At 73.2% G+C, this 17,777-nt stretch carries 16 protein-coding genes and 1 pseudogene; 7 read left to right on the forward strand and 10 right to left on the reverse strand.

Going from position 1 to position 17,777, the window contains the following annotated elements; all coding sequences use genetic code 11:
- Positions 1-58: 58 nt before the first annotated feature.
- The 3 genes from FB563_RS38460 (at position 59) to FB563_RS38470 (ending at position 1,841) form a co-directional block, all read left to right on the forward strand.
- On the forward strand, positions 59-586 hold the full coding sequence (locus tag FB563_RS38460; RefSeq protein WP_055710364.1) for a DinB family protein: 528 nt from the start codon (positions 59-61) through the stop codon (positions 584-586).
- 111 nt (positions 587-697) lie between these two features.
- Positions 698-880 carry a hypothetical protein gene (locus FB563_RS38465; RefSeq protein ID WP_055710363.1) on the forward strand — a complete coding sequence of 61 codons (183 nt, stop codon included), beginning with the start codon at positions 698-700 and terminating at the stop codon, positions 878-880.
- A gap of 70 nt (positions 881-950) precedes the next feature.
- Entirely contained in the window at positions 951-1,841 is an 891-nt protein-coding gene (locus FB563_RS38470) for an SDR family oxidoreductase (RefSeq protein WP_055710362.1), read from the forward strand.
- Positions 1,842-1,876: 35 nt separating this feature from the next.
- On the opposite strand, the gene FB563_RS38475 is transcribed toward FB563_RS38470, so the two are convergent.
- The 7 genes from FB563_RS38475 to FB563_RS38505 form a co-directional block, all read right to left on the reverse strand.
- A complete protein-coding gene (locus tag FB563_RS38475; protein WP_234358084.1) occupies positions 1,877-3,430 on the reverse strand; it encodes a N,N-dimethylformamidase beta subunit family domain-containing protein in 1,554 nt (517 codons plus the stop codon).
- Between the two features lie 155 nt (positions 3,431-3,585).
- The gene (locus FB563_RS38480) at positions 3,586-4,611 is read right to left on the reverse strand and encodes a hypothetical protein (RefSeq protein WP_244329074.1); all 1,026 of its coding nucleotides are present in this window, start codon (positions 4,609-4,611) and stop codon (positions 3,586-3,588) included.
- Between the two features lie 294 nt (positions 4,612-4,905).
- Positions 4,906-5,907 (reverse strand): phosphotransferase, encoded by a 1,002-nt coding sequence (locus FB563_RS38485; RefSeq protein WP_234357985.1) that lies wholly within the window; start codon positions 5,905-5,907, stop codon positions 4,906-4,908.
- 138 nt (positions 5,908-6,045) lie between these two features.
- The gene (locus tag FB563_RS38490; RefSeq protein ID WP_234357987.1) at positions 6,046-7,860 is read right to left on the reverse strand and encodes a phospholipase C; all 1,815 of its coding nucleotides are present in this window, start codon (positions 7,858-7,860) and stop codon (positions 6,046-6,048) included.
- Positions 7,861-8,063: 203 nt separating this feature from the next.
- A complete protein-coding gene (gene efeB / locus FB563_RS38495; RefSeq protein ID WP_055709390.1) occupies positions 8,064-9,275 on the reverse strand; it encodes an iron uptake transporter deferrochelatase/peroxidase subunit in 1,212 nt (403 codons plus the stop codon).
- 119 nt (positions 9,276-9,394) lie between these two features.
- The gene (locus tag FB563_RS38500) at positions 9,395-10,603 is read right to left on the reverse strand and encodes an EfeM/EfeO family lipoprotein (protein WP_055709374.1); all 1,209 of its coding nucleotides are present in this window, start codon (positions 10,601-10,603) and stop codon (positions 9,395-9,397) included.
- A gap of 199 nt (positions 10,604-10,802) precedes the next feature.
- A complete protein-coding gene (locus FB563_RS38505; RefSeq protein ID WP_055709375.1) occupies positions 10,803-11,585 on the reverse strand; it encodes a polysaccharide deacetylase family protein in 783 nt (260 codons plus the stop codon).
- Between the two features lie 143 nt (positions 11,586-11,728).
- Here FB563_RS38505 and FB563_RS38510 point away from each other — a divergent pair, with 143 nt between their 5' ends.
- The 3 genes and pseudogenes from FB563_RS38510 (at position 11,729) to FB563_RS38520 (ending at position 14,205) form a co-directional block, all read left to right on the forward strand.
- Positions 11,729-12,547 (forward strand): GPR1/FUN34/YaaH family transporter, encoded by an 819-nt coding sequence (locus FB563_RS38510; protein ID WP_234357988.1) that lies wholly within the window; start codon positions 11,729-11,731, stop codon positions 12,545-12,547.
- Between the two features lie 67 nt (positions 12,548-12,614).
- A pseudogene (locus FB563_RS38515) lies at positions 12,615-13,429 on the forward strand (alpha/beta hydrolase family protein).
- A gap of 140 nt (positions 13,430-13,569) precedes the next feature.
- Positions 13,570-14,205: a DinB family protein gene (locus tag FB563_RS38520; RefSeq protein WP_055709376.1), complete on the forward strand. Its 636-nt coding sequence runs from the start codon at positions 13,570-13,572 to the stop codon at positions 14,203-14,205.
- Positions 14,206-14,218: 13 nt separating this feature from the next.
- Here FB563_RS38520 and FB563_RS38525 read toward each other — a convergent pair whose 3' ends face one another.
- Positions 14,219-14,818: a TetR/AcrR family transcriptional regulator gene (locus FB563_RS38525; protein WP_055709377.1), complete on the reverse strand. Its 600-nt coding sequence runs from the start codon at positions 14,816-14,818 to the stop codon at positions 14,219-14,221.
- Between the two features lie 112 nt (positions 14,819-14,930).
- Between FB563_RS38525 and FB563_RS38530 the strand changes: the two genes are divergently transcribed.
- Complete coding sequence (locus FB563_RS38530) at positions 14,931-15,779, forward strand: alpha/beta fold hydrolase (RefSeq protein WP_055709378.1); 849 nt, start codon at positions 14,931-14,933, stop codon at positions 15,777-15,779.
- Positions 15,780-15,843: 64 nt separating this feature from the next.
- On the opposite strand, the gene FB563_RS38535 is transcribed toward FB563_RS38530, so the two are convergent.
- Together FB563_RS38535 and FB563_RS38540 are read right to left on the reverse strand one after the other, a co-directional pair.
- Positions 15,844-16,611, reverse strand: a complete 768-nt coding sequence (locus FB563_RS38535) for a GNAT family N-acetyltransferase (protein WP_055709379.1) — start codon at positions 16,609-16,611, stop codon at positions 15,844-15,846.
- Positions 16,612-16,889: 278 nt separating this feature from the next.
- Positions 16,890-17,681: an SDR family NAD(P)-dependent oxidoreductase gene (locus FB563_RS38540; RefSeq protein WP_055709392.1), complete on the reverse strand. Its 792-nt coding sequence runs from the start codon at positions 17,679-17,681 to the stop codon at positions 16,890-16,892.
- Positions 17,682-17,777 lie beyond the last annotated feature (96 nt).

A 17,777-nucleotide genomic window follows, 5' to 3' on the forward strand; every position in this document is an offset into this window, starting at 1 on the left:
ACAAGTCCCGCGGGCGTAGCGGACAGAATCTGGCCTAGTTGCGGTCTACGGTCGGCCCATGGTCACTTCTTCGGAGCACCACGAGTCTCTGACGTCCGACGAGCGCGCCGAGCTGCTGCAGGCCCTGGCCGAGCAGCGGGAGCTGCTGCTGATCACCGTGCGCGGACTGACCGATGCCGAGGCCGCCCGCCGGACCACGGTGAGCGAACTGACCCTGGGCGGGATCGTCAAGCACCTGGCGCGCGGAGAGCGGGTGTGGGCGCGGATCATGGCGAAGGGCGACGGCGAGCTGCCGGAAGGGATGCTCGACCTCGGCCGGTACCGGATGGCCGACGGCGACACCCTCGCCGCGCTGCTGGCGGAGTACGCGGCCGGCACCCGCGCACTCGAGGCGGCCGTCGCGGCTCTGCCCGGCCTGGGCCGGACCGTGCCGCTGCCCAGGACCCCCTGGTCGCCGCCCGAGACCGTCCACTGGTCCGCCCGGCGCATCCTGCTGCACCTGATCCGCGAGACCGCCCAGCACGCCGGGCACGCGGACATCATCCGGGAGGCGCTCGACGGCGCGAACACCACCGCGCAGCGGTGAGTTTCGGCACGGGTTTCCCAGTACCGCCAGTAACATGATCACCTTGGTTCCGGGTTACCAGTCAGTCAACTTGGCGCGGTCCCAGGCCGTGCCCTGCCCGGAGATGCCGAGATGTCCGAGTCCTCCAACGACGCGTTGCACAACGCGCGCCTCACCTACGAGCAGCACGTGCGGACCTGCCGCCAGTGCCATGCCGACGGCGCGGCCTGTGCCGTCGCCAAGCATCTCCTGCGGATCTACAACAACGCCCGCCGGGACCACCTGCGCTCCGGCGGGCACCCCGGGAGGGACTGACCGGCTTTTCGGCCCGCGCGGTCCGGGAACCCGGTCGCCGTCCCGTCCGCCGAAGACGCAGGAGGCCGCCGTGACGGACCAGCGCGGTGACCGGCCGAACCCGGTCACACAGCACCCACGCCCCGACTTTCCCTCCCAGGACCAGCCGCACCCGGGCTGGACCGGCCCGATGGACCCGCCGCCCGACCACGGCGAGGACTCCTACCGCGGCGCGGGCCGGCTGGACGGCCGCAAGACCGTGATCACGGGCGGGGACTCCGGCATCGGCCGGGCGGTCGCCCTGGCCTTCGCCCGCGAGGGCGCCGATGTGCTGTTCACATACCTCGCCGAGGAGGAGAACGAGGCCCGCGAGACGTCCCGCCTGGTGGAGGACGCCGGACGCAAGGCGGTCGCCGTCTCCTGCGACATCCGCGAGGAGGCCAACTGCCGGGCGCTGATCGAGCGGGCCGTCGCCGAGTTCGGCCGCATCGACGTCCTCGTCAACAACGCCGCCTACCAGATGTCCCAGCCAGAGGGCATCGAGGCGATCAGCACGGAGCAGTTCGACCGGGTGATGAGGACCAACCTGTACGGAATGTTCTGGCTCACCAAGTTCGCCCTGCCGCACATCCCGGCCGGCGGCTGCGTCATCAACTCCACGTCCGTGCAGGCGTACAAGCCCAGCCCGCACCTGCTGGACTACGCCACGACCAAGGGCGCGATCGTCACCTTCACCCAGGGTCTCGCGCAGATGGTCGCCGAGCGCGGTGTCCGGGTCAACGCGGTGGCGCCGGGGCCGGTGTGGACACCGCTGATCCCCTCGACCCTTCCGGACACCAAGGAGTTCGGCAAGCAGGCCCCGCTCGGCCGCCCGGCCCAGCCCGCCGAACTGGCCCCGGCCTATGTGTACCTGGCCTCCCCGCAGGCGAGTTACATCACCGCCGAGATCCTCAACGCGACCGGCGGCACCCCGCTGCCCTGATCCCGGGCGCCGCACCGTACGGACGTGCCCTGGCCTCAGGCGCCGTACACCGTACGGACGTTGGCGCGCGGCGGCGGGGCGTGCCGGGCAGCGGGACCCTTCGCGAACGTGCGCAGGAGGTTCTCCGTCGTGCGGGTGACGAAGGCGCGGGTGCGGGCGTCCATGCCGTGGTCACGCCCGAACATGCCGGTCCCCGCCACCAGACCCTCCACCCAGCGCATGGTGCCGGTCGCGAACACCCCGGCGCCGCTGGGGGCCGTGTAGTACGCCGAGTCGCTGTGGCCGGCCCGCCCGCCGCAGATCAGCGGGGAGTGCGCGATGATCTCCAGCGGGCCGGGCGTGGGGGCACCGGGGGTGACCCGGTCGTACTCCACACCGACGAGATGGGCGAAGCCTTCGCCGGGACGTGCGCCGGTGCCCTCGTACAGCCAGTGGTCGGCGGCCCGGACGACATAGGGGGCGTCGACCGGATAGCCCTCGTAGAGCACGCCGGTCAGGGAGGACTCGGGGTCCGGGGCGGGCGGGAGCCGGTAGTCGGTGGTGACCAGGGCCGGGTGCGAGTCGTAGCAGGGGTCGGCGCGGTAGGCGGTCTTGTAGCAGACCACCGTACGGTCGTCCGCGGCCTCCCCGGGCTCCAGCCGTATGCGGCGGAAGCAGGTGTTCGCGCCGAGGAAGGCGATGTTGGTGCCGGCGTCCCGGGCGGCGGTCACATGGGCCCGCTGCTCCGGCGTCCAGTACTCGTCGTGGCCCAGGCAGACGACGGCGTGCGCGCCGCGCAGCACCCCTGGGTCCCGGTGGACGTCGACGCCGGTCGTGTAGGCCAGCGGGATGGCGAGGCGCTCGGCCAGCACCACCAGCGCCCACTCGTACACCTGGAACTTCTCGGCTCCCTCGCCGTCGTAGGGGCGGTCGAAGCTCACCGCGAGGGAGCGGGTCGCGTACGCGCCGGACGCGCCGTTGTAGAGGCTGCTGCCGCCCCAGCGGTTGTACGCCTGCCAGGTGGCCGGGGCGTGCAGCAGGACCGTACGGCCCGTGCCGTCGGTGGAGCGGACGATCAGCGGAACGTACCGCTGGTGGCCGGATTCCGCCTCCAGCCGCAGCAGATAGGCGCCCTCCGGCCAGCCGGCGGTGTCCACCCGGAGGGTCACCGGCCAGTCGGCGCGCACCGTGCGGGTGGCGGGCAGCACGCGCGGCGCCGGCTGGGCGCGGCCGGGTATGCGCTCGGACCTCCAGATCCGGCGGGCCTGCCGGCCGCCGTACCAGCCGACCCGGAAGGCGGACACCCGGAACGCGGCGGCGGTGGTCGACACATGCAGCCCGAACTGCTCGCCCGGGGTCACGCTCACCCGGTCCGGGTAGCCCGCCACCGCGTCCGGCGGGCCGGTGGAGGCCAGACGCCAGTCGGCGGTGCCCGGCGCGTCCCGCTCCGCCTCGGGCCGCAGCCGTCCGTCGGGGGCCGCGGCGGCATGCCGATGCGGCGGTGCCGCCGTGCACGCGGCGGCCGTGCCCAGGCCCAGGCCCGCGGAGAGGACCAGGAACCGCCGGCGGCCGAGGCCGTCCGGCGGCGTGGTGTCGTGTGCTGGACCCACTTCGCCTCCCGGATACGTGTTCGCACCAGCGTCCCGACGCCCGCGCGGCCCGCGCAACCCGCGGAGGCGCGGGAGCACCGGTCGGCGGGCCGCGCGAGCACGCCGGACCGGGGCCACCGGCGGTACGGCCGAACGGGTGACGCCGTGGGGTGCGGTCAGGTGCGGAAGCCGATGTGCACGTGGTCGTGATGGGTGGCGTCGCTGAAGAACTGACCGGCACCGCCGCCCGACAGCAGCACGGGGCCGCCCACGTTGTACGACCCGGTGGCCGCCGCGTCCCGCATGAACCGCTCGATCAGCGCGCGTGAGGTCGGCGGATCCACCACCGGGTGGCCGTCGATCCGCCACACGTCGAAGGCCCGGCCCCGCGGGTGGTCGCTGGGCCGGCTGGTGCCGAACACGTCCAGCGGGTGCCCGGAGCGGACGACGCTCACCTCCAGCCGGTACGTCCGCGCCAGCGCCAGCATCGCCGTCGCCACACTCGTGTGCACCTGACCACTGCGCAGGTCCGCCACGGCGGCGGGCGGCAGCACGATCCGGTCGTCGGACAGCACGCCCCGGACGTCCGGGACCAACGAGCGGGCGGCCGGTCCCGGTTGCGCCGGATGCAGGGCATCGACGGTCCAGCCCGAGGACGACCGGGACAGGCGTACATCGACCGTGGTCCCGCCGGCGCTCACCGTGCCGGCGTGCCGGGTCCACTGCCGGCACACCACCAGCACGCTGGCCGACCGGGACAGGATCCCGCCGTACTGCGCGTCCACGACCTGCAGCGCCGCCTGGTCGGCCGCCGGCAGCAGTGGCCCGGCTTGCCCGACGAGGGCCGGGGACAGCCCGAGCGCCGCGACCCGTGTCCGCGCCGCCGCCGCGCCGCCGTGCCCGCCGGCCCAGGCGCCGATCGCCTCCACCAGCCGCACGGCGCGCAGCTTCGCGGCCGGCTGGACCTCGGCGGACGTGGGCCGCCAGGGGGTGGTGCGCGGCAGGGCGGGGGAGGGGGACGGCGGCCCGGCGCCTGCGGTGGACTGCGGGAACGGGTGCGCGGTCGTGGTCTTCCGGGACGGGTTCGCGGCCCGGGGCGTGCGGCCGGAACAGCCCGCCGTGCCGAGCGCGACACCGGCGAAGGCCGCCAGCACGGTACGGCGGCCGGGCGGGGGAGCGGCGGGCGGACGGCTACGGGTCATACGGCCCAGTGTCCGCCGCGCGGCAGGGGCTCGGCGAGTGGCCGCGGGCACGGGCGCCGGCGGCCGAGGCGTTCGAAGCGGCCACGGCGGGTCGGCGCACCGGCTACCGGCCTCGCGCCCCGCCTCGCCGCCAGGGGCGAGCGATCGCCGCCGCCGACCGGGGCCGACCGAGGTCCCGGACCTCCGGATCGGCACCCCGCGCTGCCCCCGGCTCCTCGGCCGTCCTGCGTCCGGCGCGGCGGCACCCGGCGCGGCGGCGCCCGGACGCGATCGAAGGCTCGGGACCCAACTCACCTAGAAGGGCGGGTCGACGAAGATCTCCAGCAGGGACTCGGAGCTCTGCTCGGCGCCCGGGCCGGTGCCGGACGCGTCGGGAAACGCGCGGCCCCAGGACGCGGCCCGCCCCAGGACGCTCAGGCGCCAGGCGAGATGCGCGGCGCGCCGCAACTCCGCCGGCGAGCGGCCGTGGCCGGTCCAGGGCTCCAGGTAGGCGTCGAGCAGCCGGGCCACGACCTGCGGCCCGTACCGCACGCGTGCCTTCTCGGCGGGGACCCGCAGGCTGCAGAAGGGGTGCGAGACGACCGCGTCGCCCCAGTCGAAGAAGGTGAACCGGCCCGGCACCGGACGGAACAGCTGGCCGTCGTGCAGGTCCGCGTGGTCGAGGCTGTCCTCGACGCCGAGGGAGGCGAGTTCGGCGCACCAGTCCACGAGCCGGGGCCGCAGCCGCTCCAGCCGTTCGCGGGCCTCCGGGCGCAGCGCGGTGCTGTGGGTGAGCAGCTCGTCGAACGCCTCGGGCAGGTCGGGGGTCCGGGTGGCGGGCACCCCGAGCCGCTCGATCTCGTGCGCGTGCGGGGTGAGGGCCTGTTGCATGCTCGCGTACTGGCGCAGCAGCTCCTCCCAGGTCCGCGGCTCGACCGGCTCCCGGGCGAGCACGTCGCGGAACAGCTCGCCTCCGTCGGGCAGCAGCACCCAGGCACGCTCGGCGTCGAGGGCCAGCGGCCGCAGGACGTGTTCCGGGACCCAGCGGGCCAGTGCGGCGGTCAACGGGCCCTCGAAGGCGCTGGCCGGCGGATTCGCCTTGAACCAGACCGCGTCCCGCCCCTGCACGGCCACCCGCACCAGCACGGACCACGGCCGCAGCCGCACCCTCAACTCGCCGCTCGCCCGCAGGCCGTGGGAGGCGAGCTGCTCCACCACCCAGTCCAGGGCCGAGGCCCGCCACGACTCCTGCTCCCACGGAGTCGGGGCGTACTGGTACTTGCTCCGGTCGACGACGATCGAGAACTCACGTTGCACGGTGCCATCCCACCACCACGGTGGGGACCCGGTCACCCTGTTTTTGCCGCAGGTCATGCCCCGGGCAGCGCCTCCGGGCGGACGAACGCGCCCCCGGTCACCGACCGGGGGCGCGTCATGGTGTGCGGGACCGCGTGATCAGGCCTGCTGCTTGCGGCGCAGCGTCAGGTACGTGCCGGTCGCACCCGCGGCCAGCAGGGCGCCCACGCCGAGGCCGACCGGCAGGACCGGGAAGCCGGAGGTGCCGGTCGTCGCGGCCGTGTTCTGCATGGCCGGGCCCGGAGTGATGCTGGTGGACACCGCGGCGACGTGCCGGATCGGGCCGACGTGCCGGACCGAGCCGTCGGCGTTCAGCAGCACCTGCTTGTTGTTCGGGTGCCGGAAGTCGAACATGCCCGCGAGGGAGCCGGCCGTGGCGTCGAAGGAGTGGTCGCCGATGCGGCCGGTGCACCAGTTGTCCTCGATGAACCGGGTGATGGACGCCTGGTTGGTCAGCGTGTGGTCGACCTTGTTGACCTTGCTGTACGGCGAGATGACGAGCAGCGGCTGGCGGGTGCCCGGGCCGCAGCGGTCGGCGTAACCGCCGGACGCCTGCGGGCCGTTCTGGCAGGCCGGGCTGTCGGTGGCCTTGCCGTTGGAGCCGAGCGAGGTGTCCGCCGAGCCGTTCTTCGGGGCGACGTAGGCGTGGTCGTACCAGCCGTCGGAGTCGTCGTAGGCGACCACGATCGCGGTGGACTTCCACTGCGGCGAGCTCTGGATCGCGTTGATCTGGTTCACCAGGAAGTGCTGCTCGTCGGTCGGGTCGGAGTAGCCGGCGTGGCCGTCCTGGTACTCACCGGCCTTGACGAAGCTGACGGCCGGCAGCTTGCCCGCCTTCAGCGCGGCGGAGAAGTCCGTCAGGTCGTAGTTGTGGTTGGCCTGGCCGTTGTGGCCGATCTCCGAGACGGTCTTCGGCGCCAGGTGGTGCGGGTTCGCCGTCGACTTGTAGTACGCGAACGGGTTGTGGTGCGGGCTGTAGTCCGCCACGGCGGCCCCGCCCAGGTTGGTGTGCGTGGTGTCGCACTTGGCGTACGAGCCGGACGTGCCGTTCCACGCGGTCGACGGGCGGAAGCCGCCCTGGAACCAGCCCCAGCTCACCTTCCTGGCGTTGAGCAGGTCACCGATGTTCCTGCCCTGCATCGAGGCCAGCGCGTTGGTGCTGGTGTGGTCCTTGTCCGAGCAGTCGTCGTAGGCCGGGTCGGGGTCGTTGATGACCGTGCCCACGCCCTTGGCGTCGGGGGACTTCACCGTGTACGCGTCGGGCGTCGACGTCTGCTTCGGGTTCTCCGTGCCGCTGGCCGGGTCCATGGAGACGACCCCGTGCGTCTGACCGGAGATCAGGTTCAGCGCGCCGGGCGTGGAGGGGCCGTAGACCGAGCTGAAGCTGCGGTCGGACAGGGAGTAGTGCTGGGCGTAGTTCCACAGCGCGGTGACGGTGTTGCCGTCGTAGTAGTCCATCACCAGGCCCGGCTCGCCGAACAGGCCGCCGCTGCACTTGTCGACCTCGGTGTTCTGCACGAACTGGTCGGCCCTGCCGCCGTTGTACGCCAGCTGCTCGGCACCGTAGTTGTGGTTCTGGTCGCAGGTCATCGCCTGGGACGGGGACAGCCGCTTCGGCGCGTACTGGTTCGGGTTGTTCTTCAGCAGCCCGGCGTGCGCGAGGGTGTCGATGTCCTTCGGGGTGTTCTTCGACGCGGTGAACTTCGTGCCGTCGGTGTTGGCGGCCTTCGGGTACGTGGCGAAGTAGTGGTCGAAGGAGATGTTCTCGTCGAAGAGCACGACGACGTGCTTGATCGGCGTCACGGTCGAGGAGTTCCCGCCCTGCGCCGCGGCGGGCGCCGCCGCCCAGCCGGGCGCGTTGCTGCCGAGCACGGTGAGCGCCGCGGCTCCCGCGAGCGCTCCCAGGCTCCGCATAGCGGCTCGTCTTCCTCTGCTGGCCATGGTGGTCAACCCCTCCGGACTGAACGTCTGTGCGTCGTACGAGCAGGGATGCTGCGCCCGTTGCCGGACGCGCCGAAGGAGCCATGATGGCGTGCGGGTGAACACCGAGTCAGGGATGCTGGGGCAAAACTTGACTGTGTGTTGACCCATTCGGGTTCCGAGTTGTCCGGACAGGTTCAGCCGAACAGGCCACGCCCGTACCAGTCCTGGGCGTCCCGCACGCCGGGCAGCGCGAAGAAGTAGCCGCCGCCGAACGGGCTGATGTAGTCCGTCAGCGGCTCACCCGCCAGCCGGTGCTGCACCGTCTCGAACTGCCGCCTCAGATCCTGCTGGTAGCACGTGAACAGCAGACCCATGTCGAGGTTGCCGCTCGCGTCCATGCCCCGGTCGTAGTTGTACGCGCGGCGCAGCAGACGCTGGTCGGCGGTGGCCGGGGTGCGCGGGTTGGCGAGCCGTATGTGCGCGTCCAGCGGGATGACGTCACCCTTGGGGTCGTCGGCGTACTTCGGCGTGTCGCGCTCGTGGTCGCCGTCCAGCGGCGCGCCGGACTCCTTCACCCGCCCGAACATCCGCTCCTGCTCGCCGAGCGAGACCCGGTCCCAGAACTCCACCAGCATCCGGATCAGCCGTACGACCTGATAGCTGCCGCCGACCGCCCAGTCCGGCTCGCCCATGCCCCGGCCCACCCACACCAGCCGGTCCATCTCGCGGGCGCTGCCGGCGTCCGGATTGGCGGTGCCGTCCTTGAACCCCAGCAGATTGCGCGGGGTGCCGGAGGGCCGGGGCGGGCTGGCGAAGCCGTCGAGCCGCCAGCGGACCTGAGCGGCGCCCCGGGTGTGCCGGGCGATGTCGCGCAGCGCGTGCAGGGTGGTGTCCGGTTCGTCGGCGTGCAGCTGGAGGCTGAGGTCACCGTGGCACCAGTCGGCCTGCAGGTCGTCGTCGGGGAACGCGGGCATGGCGGTCAGCCGCCGGGGCCTGAGCGCGGCCAGCCCGAACCGGTCGTCGAACAGCGAGGCGCCGACGCCGACCGTCACGGCCAGTTGCCCGGCGGGCAGCCGGCCGCCGAGGACGCCCGAGTCGGAGGGAGGGCCGGTGATGCCCACCGGGGACGGCATACCGCCCGAGGTGAGGAAGCGGGCCCGGTCGGTGAGCGTGCGCAGCAGGTCGGTGAGTTCGGCTCGGCTCTCGGCGGTCACGTCGAGGGAGGCGAACACGCAACAGCGGCGCGGGGCGGCGACCGCGGAGGCCTGACGGACGCCGTGGAAGGGGGCGACGGCCGTCGAGCGGGCCTCGGGGGCGCCGGTCGCCGAGCTGCTGGGCGTGGCGGCACCGGCGGCGAGCCCTGCACCGGCCAGCGTGGCACCGCGCAGAAAACCGCGCCGGGCCAGGCCGTCAGACCGGCCGAGGGAGCGCCGGCTTCGTCCCTCGGGGTGGTCGGTGCCGAGCCGGCCCGGTTCCGCGGGGCGACCCTCACGCCCGACCGTTTCCGCGGCCCGTTCGATGTCGCTCACACGGTCCTCCGGGGGTCGCACAGGGTGGCCACCGACGCCAGGCGCTCGACCAGGTCGCCGAGGACCGCGTCCGTCTGCTCGCGCTGGGCGCGGCTCAGTTCGCCGAGCGGGGTCCAGCGGTCGCCGTGCCGGAGCCCGTCGAGGGTCTGCCGGGCCCGGTCCAGGTCCTTGTCCAGGCCCGGCAGACCGGCGTACCGGGGGGTGAGCAGCGGGCGCAGCCGGTCCAGCACCTCCCGGGTGCCGTCGAGGTTGGCGCGGGCGGTGGCGAGGTTGCTGCCACTGCCGTAGTCGGTGCGGCCGGTCAGCTCGAACTGCACGGTGTTCTCCAGGATCTCGTGCGCGCGCAGACCCAGCTGGGCGGGGTCCATACGGGTCTGCGACCAGGTGTCCCGCAGCCCGGTCACCGCCTTCACCAGCGCCGCGGCGGGGGCCCGCAGCCCACCGGCCGGCTCGCCGTGCCACAGCCCGTACTCGAGGCGGTGGAACCCGGCGAAGTCCTTGTCGTGCACCCCGCCGGGCAGCCCTGCGTCGGTGCCGTTGACCGCCGCGTCGGCGTCCCCGAAGGCGTCGTACGCCGCGCCCAGCCGCTCGTACTCCAGATGCGCCGGCAGCCAGGCCGACCGCGCGGCGGCGAGGTCGGCCCGGTCGATCGCGTCCTTCAGCCGGGTCGTCAGCCGGACGACCTCGTCGAGCCCGCCGCCGACCCACTTCTGGTAGGCGAGCGCGGGCGGGATCAGGTCGTGCTCCGAGACCGGCGCGACGCCCGGGCCGCGCCGACCGGCGGTGATGTGCACCGTGGGGCCGGTCACGGCGTCGGCGTCGTCGGGCACGCACTTGAAGGCGTACGCCCCCTTGCCCAGCCGGACCGTCAACTGCCGTGTCGTGCCGGGGCCGATGCCCTCCACCTCGCCGTACACCGCCTGGCTGCCCGGGTCCTCCAGGTAGACCTCGGCGGGGCCGTCGGAGGTGTTGTGCAGGTCGAAGGTCCGTACCCCGGGCCCGGGCCGGGTCCAGCCACGGCCGCAGTGGCTCTCCGACACCTCGATGACGGTGTGCCCCGACGGATCGCCGGCGGCCCGGCCGTGCCGCGGCCCGCCCGGAGAGACCGCCAGGAGCGTGCCCCCGAGGGCCACGCCGAGGACGACGAACACGGCGGGCGCCGTCCGGAGACGAGCGGACCGCGTGCCGAGGCGAGGCAACGGCATGGCGAGCCTTTCCGGGACGACGTAGTACGCAGCGGCCTCATGGTAGGCACCCGTCCGGATCCGAACAGCCGTCCCGGGACTTCGATGACCGAGATTTCCCCCGGGGTTCACCGGCGCGTGGCCGAAAGCGGGCGTACGGCTCCCCTCTCAGTACGGGCGCACGACTCCCATCGTCATAGAGGTATGTCGACAGGCCCGTTCAGCGCACCGGGAAACCGAAGGAGTAGCCCTGCTGCTTCAGCCACGGCAGCAGGGTGCGCAGCGCGGCCACCGTCTGCGAGCGGTCGCCGCCCGCGTCGTGGAAGAGGATCGTCGGCCCGTTGGCGACCTCCCGCTGGACGGTGGCGACGATGGCGCCCGTGCCCGGCCGCTCGAAGTCCTTGGAGTCCACGTTCCAGCCGAGCGGACGCATCCCGTGCGAAGCCGCCAGGTGCCGGCTGTACGGGGTGAAGGCGCCGCCCGGAGCCCGGTAGTACATCGGCGCTACCCCGCCGGACGCCTGGGTGATCTGCTGCTGCGCCCGAAGGATCTCCTGCGACTGGTAGGCCTCGGGCTTCTTGTCCATCGTGGTGTCGTGCGACACCGTGTGGTCGCACAGCCGGTGCCCGGCCGCCACCACCTGCCGGACCAGGTCCGGATGGGCCTGGGCCTGCGGGCCGATCATGCAGAACGTCGCCTTCACGCCGTTCTCGCGCAGCACTTGGAGCACCTGCGGGGTCCAGACCGGGTCCGGGCCGTCGTCGATCGTGATGTTGACCGCGTGCGCGCCCGCCTCCGAGGCATGGGCGATGTCGGCGGACACGGTCGTCGTCCTCGGCGCGGCGTGCCGGACCGAGCCGGTCGAGCCACCCGCCCTCGCCGGACCGCCACCGGGCTGGCCGGCCTGCGCGGTCCACACCGACGCGGCGGCCGCCACCGCGGTGACCCCGACCGCCGCCGCGACCATCCGGCCGTACCAACCCCGCCCACCGTGCCGCGCCATGCCCCGCCCCGTTCCGTGCCGTGTCCCTGTTTTCTTGTGCACCGGTGTTCCGTGCACCTGTCAGGACGGCCAGGGTTGAGCGCGGGATCCGGCTGTTACCGATCACGGACAATTCCGGGGCACTTCCGCGACAGATGCCACGCATGACCAACGGCACCGGAGGGGCGGAGGACACCCTGGAGAACGGGGTACACCGTGTCGTACGACCGATGCGGTACTACGGCTCAGACGCCAGGGACGGGGTGATCCGGATGCCGCCACCAGGAGCGCGGAGGTACGACACGGACACCGGGCCGCCGCGGCCCGAGGCGCTGACGCGGATCATGCTCAGGCCGCTGGCCAGCAGCCTTCCGCTGGGCTTCTTCGCCTTCGGTACCGGCAGCGTCCTGCTCAGCGCCGTGCAGCTGCAGTGGGTGCCCCTGATGCAGACCCGGCCGGTGACACTGCTGGTCCTGGTGTTCGTCGTGCCCCTGGAACTGCTCTCCGGCGTGTTCGCCTTCCTGGCCCGCGACAGTGGCGCGGCCTGCGCCCTGTCCGTGCTGGGCTGCGCCTGGGCGGGCACCGCGCTGGTCACCCTGACCGGGCCACCGGGCCGGCCCAGTGCCGGGCTGGCGGTGTTCCTGCTGAGCGTCGCCCCGCTGATGCTCGTGCTGAGCGCCGCCGCGATTCCCGGCAAGCCGCTGTTCGCCGCGCTGCTGCTGATCGGAGCGTGCCGATTCGCCCTGACCGGAGCGTACGAGGCGGGCGGTGCGGCCGTCCTGCGCACCGCGTCCGGCTGGACCGGCGTGGCCCTGGCCGTCTTCGCCCTGTACGGCGGCCTGGCCCTCCTGCTGGAGGAGACCGCCCAGCGCACCGTCCTCCCGCTGGGCCGCCGGGGCCGCGCCCGAACTTCCCTGCAGGGCGACCTCGGCCACCAACTGGACCAGGCGGAACGGGAGGCCGGCGTACGACGGCAGCTGTGAGCGCGCAGGACAGGGGGCGGCCGGAAACGGCTGGGGAGGACGCCCCGGGCGGCGCTACGGTGCCCGGATGGCCCTCTATCCGGAGATCCAACCGTACGCGCGCGGCATGCTCGACGTGGGCGACGGCAACCACGTCCACTGGGAGACCTGCGGCAACCCCGACGGCAAGCCCGCCGTCGTCCTGCACGGCGGACCGGGATCCGGGTGCACCCCGTACCCCCGGCGCCTCTTCGACCCGGCCGCCTACCGGATCGTCCTCCTCGACCAGCTCGGCTGCGGCCGGTCCACACCGCACGCTAGGTCCTGTCGTCAAACTCCCGTCGTCGCGGGGCAGACGGGAGTTTGACGACAGAGGTGGAGCTGCTGACCCGCGGGCTCGGGCAGATCTTCCCGGACGCCTTCGCCGGGTTCCGGTCCCTGCTGCCGGCCGGCGAGCGGGACGGCAACCTCGCCGCCGCCTACAACCGGCTGCTCGAATCACCCGACCCCGAGGTGCGGGAACGCGCCGCCCGGGCCTGGACCGACTGGGAGACCGCCACCATCCCCGCGCCGCCGCGCTCCGTCGCCCGCTACGCGGACCCCGTCTTCCGCATGGGCTTCGCCCGCACCGTCACGCACTACTGGGGCAACGGCCACTTCGTCGGCGAGGGCAACGACGAAGGCGTGGTCCTGCGCGACGCCCACCTGCTCAAGGGCATCCCCGGCACCCTGGTGCAGGGAAGTCTCGACTTCGGTAACCTCCTCGGCATCGTCTGGCGCCTTCAACGGGCGTGGCCCGACAGCGACTTGGTGATCGTCGACGACACCGGTCACACGACCGGGACGCCGGGTGTGGCGCAGGCGCTGGTCGCGGCGACCGACCGGTACGCGGCCCGCGGCTAGCCGCCGAGGAGTGGCGCGCGCCGAAAAAGGCGCGCGACCGCGGGACCGGCTGTGTCAGGCTGGCCGGTCGCACGACGTCCGCCCCGTCCGACGCACCGGCCGGCTCCGCAGGGGCCGGACCGCCCAGCCAGGAGTGTCCGATGACGACAACCCCGCCCCGGCTCGTCCCGCTGCTGGACCAGTTCGACTTCGCGTGCGAGCGCCTGCTGCGCCGCCTGGCCGGGCCCGTCATGGACAGCGGTGACGGCGGGGACACCCGGGTCGAGCCCATGACCGATGACGAGTACTTCTGGGAACCGGTGCCCGGCTGCTGGTCGGTCCGACGACGCGCGGACGGGCCCGGTCCGCGGGCGACCTCCCTGGACGGCAGTGGCCCGTGGGCTCGGGATGCCGCGCCGTACCCGCACCCCTGGCCACCGCCCGTCACGACCCTCGCCTGGCGGCTCAGCCACCTCACCGAGATGCTGTCGCTGCGCGCCGACCACACCTCCGGCAGCCGCTCGGCGACCCGGGAAGACCATCCGGTCAGCGGGGACGCCACCGGCGCGATCGCGGCGTTCGAGACCGGAGTCGCCGCCTGGCGGCAGGCACTGCTGGGCGCAGATGACGCGGCGCTCGACGCGGTCGGGTACTGCAGCTATCCGTACGGCAGCGACGCGGAGGAGCCCTTCCTCGACATCGTGTGGTGGGTCAACCAGGAGGTGCTGCACCACGGAGCCGAGATCGCCCTGCTGCGCGACCTCTACCGGGTGAGCGGGCGGATCCGGCGGATCTGACGGCCGCGCCGGATCAACTCCCGGCCACCGCCGCTCGTACGATCGCCGCGGCCGCCGTGCCCGCGGCCAGTACCGGTTCCGTGCTGCGCGCGGCCCGGCCCAGCATGAAGGCGCCTTCCAGCAGGGCGATGACCGAACTCGCCGTCTCCCGGGCGGCGGGCCCGGGGATGCCGCCCTGGGCGTAGTAGGCGGCCAGACGGTCGATCCAGCTGTCGAAGACCTCCGAAGTGGCCCGTCGCAGCGTGTCGTTGGTGCTCGCGACCTCCATCGCGACGGTCGCGATGGGACACGGGTCGGCGAAGTCCAGCTCGGCCAGGGTGCCGGCCGCGGCGGTGAAGGCGTCGGCGGTGGCCGCCACCCGGTCCTCGTACGGCTCCATGAGCGTGGTGATGAGCTCCAGGTAGACGGCCCCCGAGGTGCGGATCACCTCCTCGCCCAGCTGTGCCTTCCCGCCGGGGAAGAAGTGGTAGATCGAGCCGAAGGGCGCCTCGGCGGCCTCGGCGATCTGCTTCATCCCGGTGCCGGTGTAGCCCGAGCGCCGGAAGAGCTCGGTGCCCGCGTGCACGATGCGCCGGCGGGTCTCATGCGTGCTGACGGCCTTGCCGTCGCTCATCGTTGGCACCTCCGGGGAGCCGCTGTTGCCCAAGGGCGGTCGGCGCCTATTCTGTCACTAGAACGATCTATCAAGAGACAGTCGAGGCGGCCGGACGGGCGGAGGCACGGGCATGCCGGAGATCGAGCTGAGCGCGGGAACCATCGACTACCAGGACACCGGAGGTGACGGTCCCACCGTGGTCCTCGTCCACGGCCTCGGCTTCGACGACTCGGTCTGGGCCGACGTCGTCTCCGCCCTGCGCCCCGACTTCCGGGTCCTGGTCCCCGTGCTGCCCCTCGGCAGCCACCGGCGCCCCATGCGGCCGGACGCGGATCTCTCCGCGCACGGCGTCGCCCGCCTGCTGGCCGAGTTCATGGACCGCCTGGACCTGCGGGACGTCACTCTTGTCCAGAACGACACCGGCACGGCCCAACTCCTCGTCGGTGTACGGGACGAACGCATCGCCCGGCTGGTCCTGACCTCGTGCGAGGCCCTGGACAACTACCCGCCCGGCGTCCAGGGCCGCATCCTGAACGCCGCCCGCCGGATCCCCGGTGGCGTCTTCCTCCTTCTGCAGTCCTTCCGCTTCCCCTTCCTCGCCCGCATGCAGACCTCGCTCGGCGGAATGGCGAAGAAGCGGCTCCCGAGGGAACTCGTCGCACGCTGGTACGGCCCTCTGCTGGCGAGCCGTCACATCCGACGGGACTTCACCAAGTTCCTCCGGTCGACCCGGAAGGACTGCTACCTGCAAGCGGCCCGGAACCTCCCGGATTTCACCCGCCCGGCACTGGTCGCCTGGGGCGCCGAGGACCGCATGATGCCGCCCGCGACGGGCCGCCGTCTGGCCGCACTGCTGCCGGCCGCCCGGTATGTGGAGATTCCCGACGCCCGCACGCTGGTCCAGCTGGACAACCCGGCGGCGCTCACGGAGGAGATCCGCCGGTTCGTGAAGGACAACCCGTTGCCCCACGAAGGCTGACGACCGCCCCACGATGGCCGACGACGCGGGCCGGCGGGGACACGGGCCCCGCCGGCCCGGCAGGTCACGCGTCCAGCGAGACGTACAGCCGTGTGCCGCCGGGCCGGAAGCCGACCCTCTCGTACACACGGCGGGAGCCCTCGCCCGAGTACTCGAGCCACACGGATCGCGCTCCCCGGCCGAACAAGGTCCCGGCCAGGGTCGCGGTGACCGCGCCGGCGATGCCGCGTCCCCGGTACGCGGGAAGCGTGCCCACGCCCGCCAGCTCCGCCGTGCCCTCGGCCGGCGCCGAGCAGATCGCGCCGCCGGCGCAGCCTCCGCCGGGAGCGCGGACGAACCGGACGGCTCCGCCGCCCTCCTCGGTGCGCCGCAACCGTGCCGCGCCCTGAGGTGACGGGGCCCACTCGCCGCCGAAGGCTTCCGACAGCGCGAGGTCGATCGCGCGGTAGTCCGCGTCCGTGGCCGGGGCCACCACCTCGACCGGCCCCGCCGGGCCGGGGCCGGAGCCCGGCGTGACCAGCGTGGCGGGCGTGCAGACCAGGTACTCGTGCATCGCCTCCGTACCGAAACCGGCCCGGCGCAGCGCGGGTTCGACGGCGGGGGCGGCGTCCGGGGCGAACTCCAGCCGGGGCCTGAGCCCGCGCTCGCGGAACGCGGCGATCAGGTCGGCGATGTCCCGGGCGGTGGGCTCGGCGCCGGGGTGGGGGGTGGCGTAGTTGACGTAGGAGCTGGTCGTCGAGGGGTCGAACCCCACGACGAAGCCGCCGACTTCCCGCGCCGCCGGGCGGCGCAGGAGGTGGGCGACGGCAAAGCTCTGGACATCGGTGCGCACGATGAGGACCTCACGGTGTGGACGGGCACAAGGGAAAGACCTCCGCGAGGAGGCGGGCGGTGTGGGACACCGCGTCGTCGGGCCGCCGTGAGGAGACGGGAACGGTACCGCGGAGCGCCGGCGTCGGGCGGCGGCTCAGTACCGACGGCGGCCGCTGGGGGACGCCGGAACCATGGACCTCAGTCCTTCGTGACGAGTGGTCGGACGTGCTGGTGAAGTCACCGGATCCTGCCATGGCGTGGGTGTGCATGACAAGTGAGCTGGACGCGCCGCGCGGGTCAGCGGCGCGAGCGCTGTGCGGCCACGATCGCCTTCACCGTGGGCTCCGCCCCGGCCAGCCGCTGCACCCGCTCCGCGAATCCGGGGAACTGCGAGGCGACCTTGGTGAGGAAACGCAGCTCGGGCGGCGCCACGTTGACCTCGGCGAGATCGCGTTCGATCGCCCGCGTCACGCCCTTGCAGACCTGCGCCGGGGAGACGGTGCGGACCCCGCCGGGTGTCCCCGAGCCCGTCTTCGCGAACATGCCCAGATCGCGTACGAAACCCGGCTGGACGATCGAGACGCCGACGCCCGTGCCGTGCAGATCCTGGCGGAACGCCAGCGAGAAGCCGCGCAGCCCGAACTTCGTCGCGGTGTACAGCGACGACGACTTGGTGGCGGCCATGCCGGACAGCGACCCGACGAAGCAGATGTGACCGCGACCGGCGGCCACCATGGCGGGGGCGAGCAGCCGGGCGAGCATCGCCGGGGCCCGCAGGTTGACGGCCAGGGCCCGGTCGATCTGCTCCGGCGTGTAGTCGAGGACGTCGCCGCTGGACGGCAGGGCCGCGTTGGCGATCAGGATGTCCGCGCCCGCGGCCTCCTCGGCCAGCCGCCGCACATCGTCGGGGTCGGCGAGGTCCGCCGCGACGGTGCGGGCGCCGTAGCGATCGGCGAGGGGCGCGAGCGCCTCGACCCGGCGGCCGGTGAGCACGAGACGTGCGCCGCGGGCGGACAGGTCGGCGGCGAGCGCGCCGCCGATGCCGCCGGTGACACCGGTGAGCAGAACGGTTGACCCGGCAATGTGCACGACTACCACCCTCCACAGTCCTGTTCGTTCGAACGAACAATAGGGAGGTCCGGCAGCCCTGTCCACCGGCGAGGGAAACCGGTGATGGAAGAATGC

Source organism: Streptomyces puniciscabiei (assembly GCF_006715785.1).
In the GTDB taxonomy this organism is placed as follows: domain Bacteria; phylum Actinomycetota; class Actinomycetes; order Streptomycetales; family Streptomycetaceae; genus Streptomyces; species Streptomyces puniciscabiei.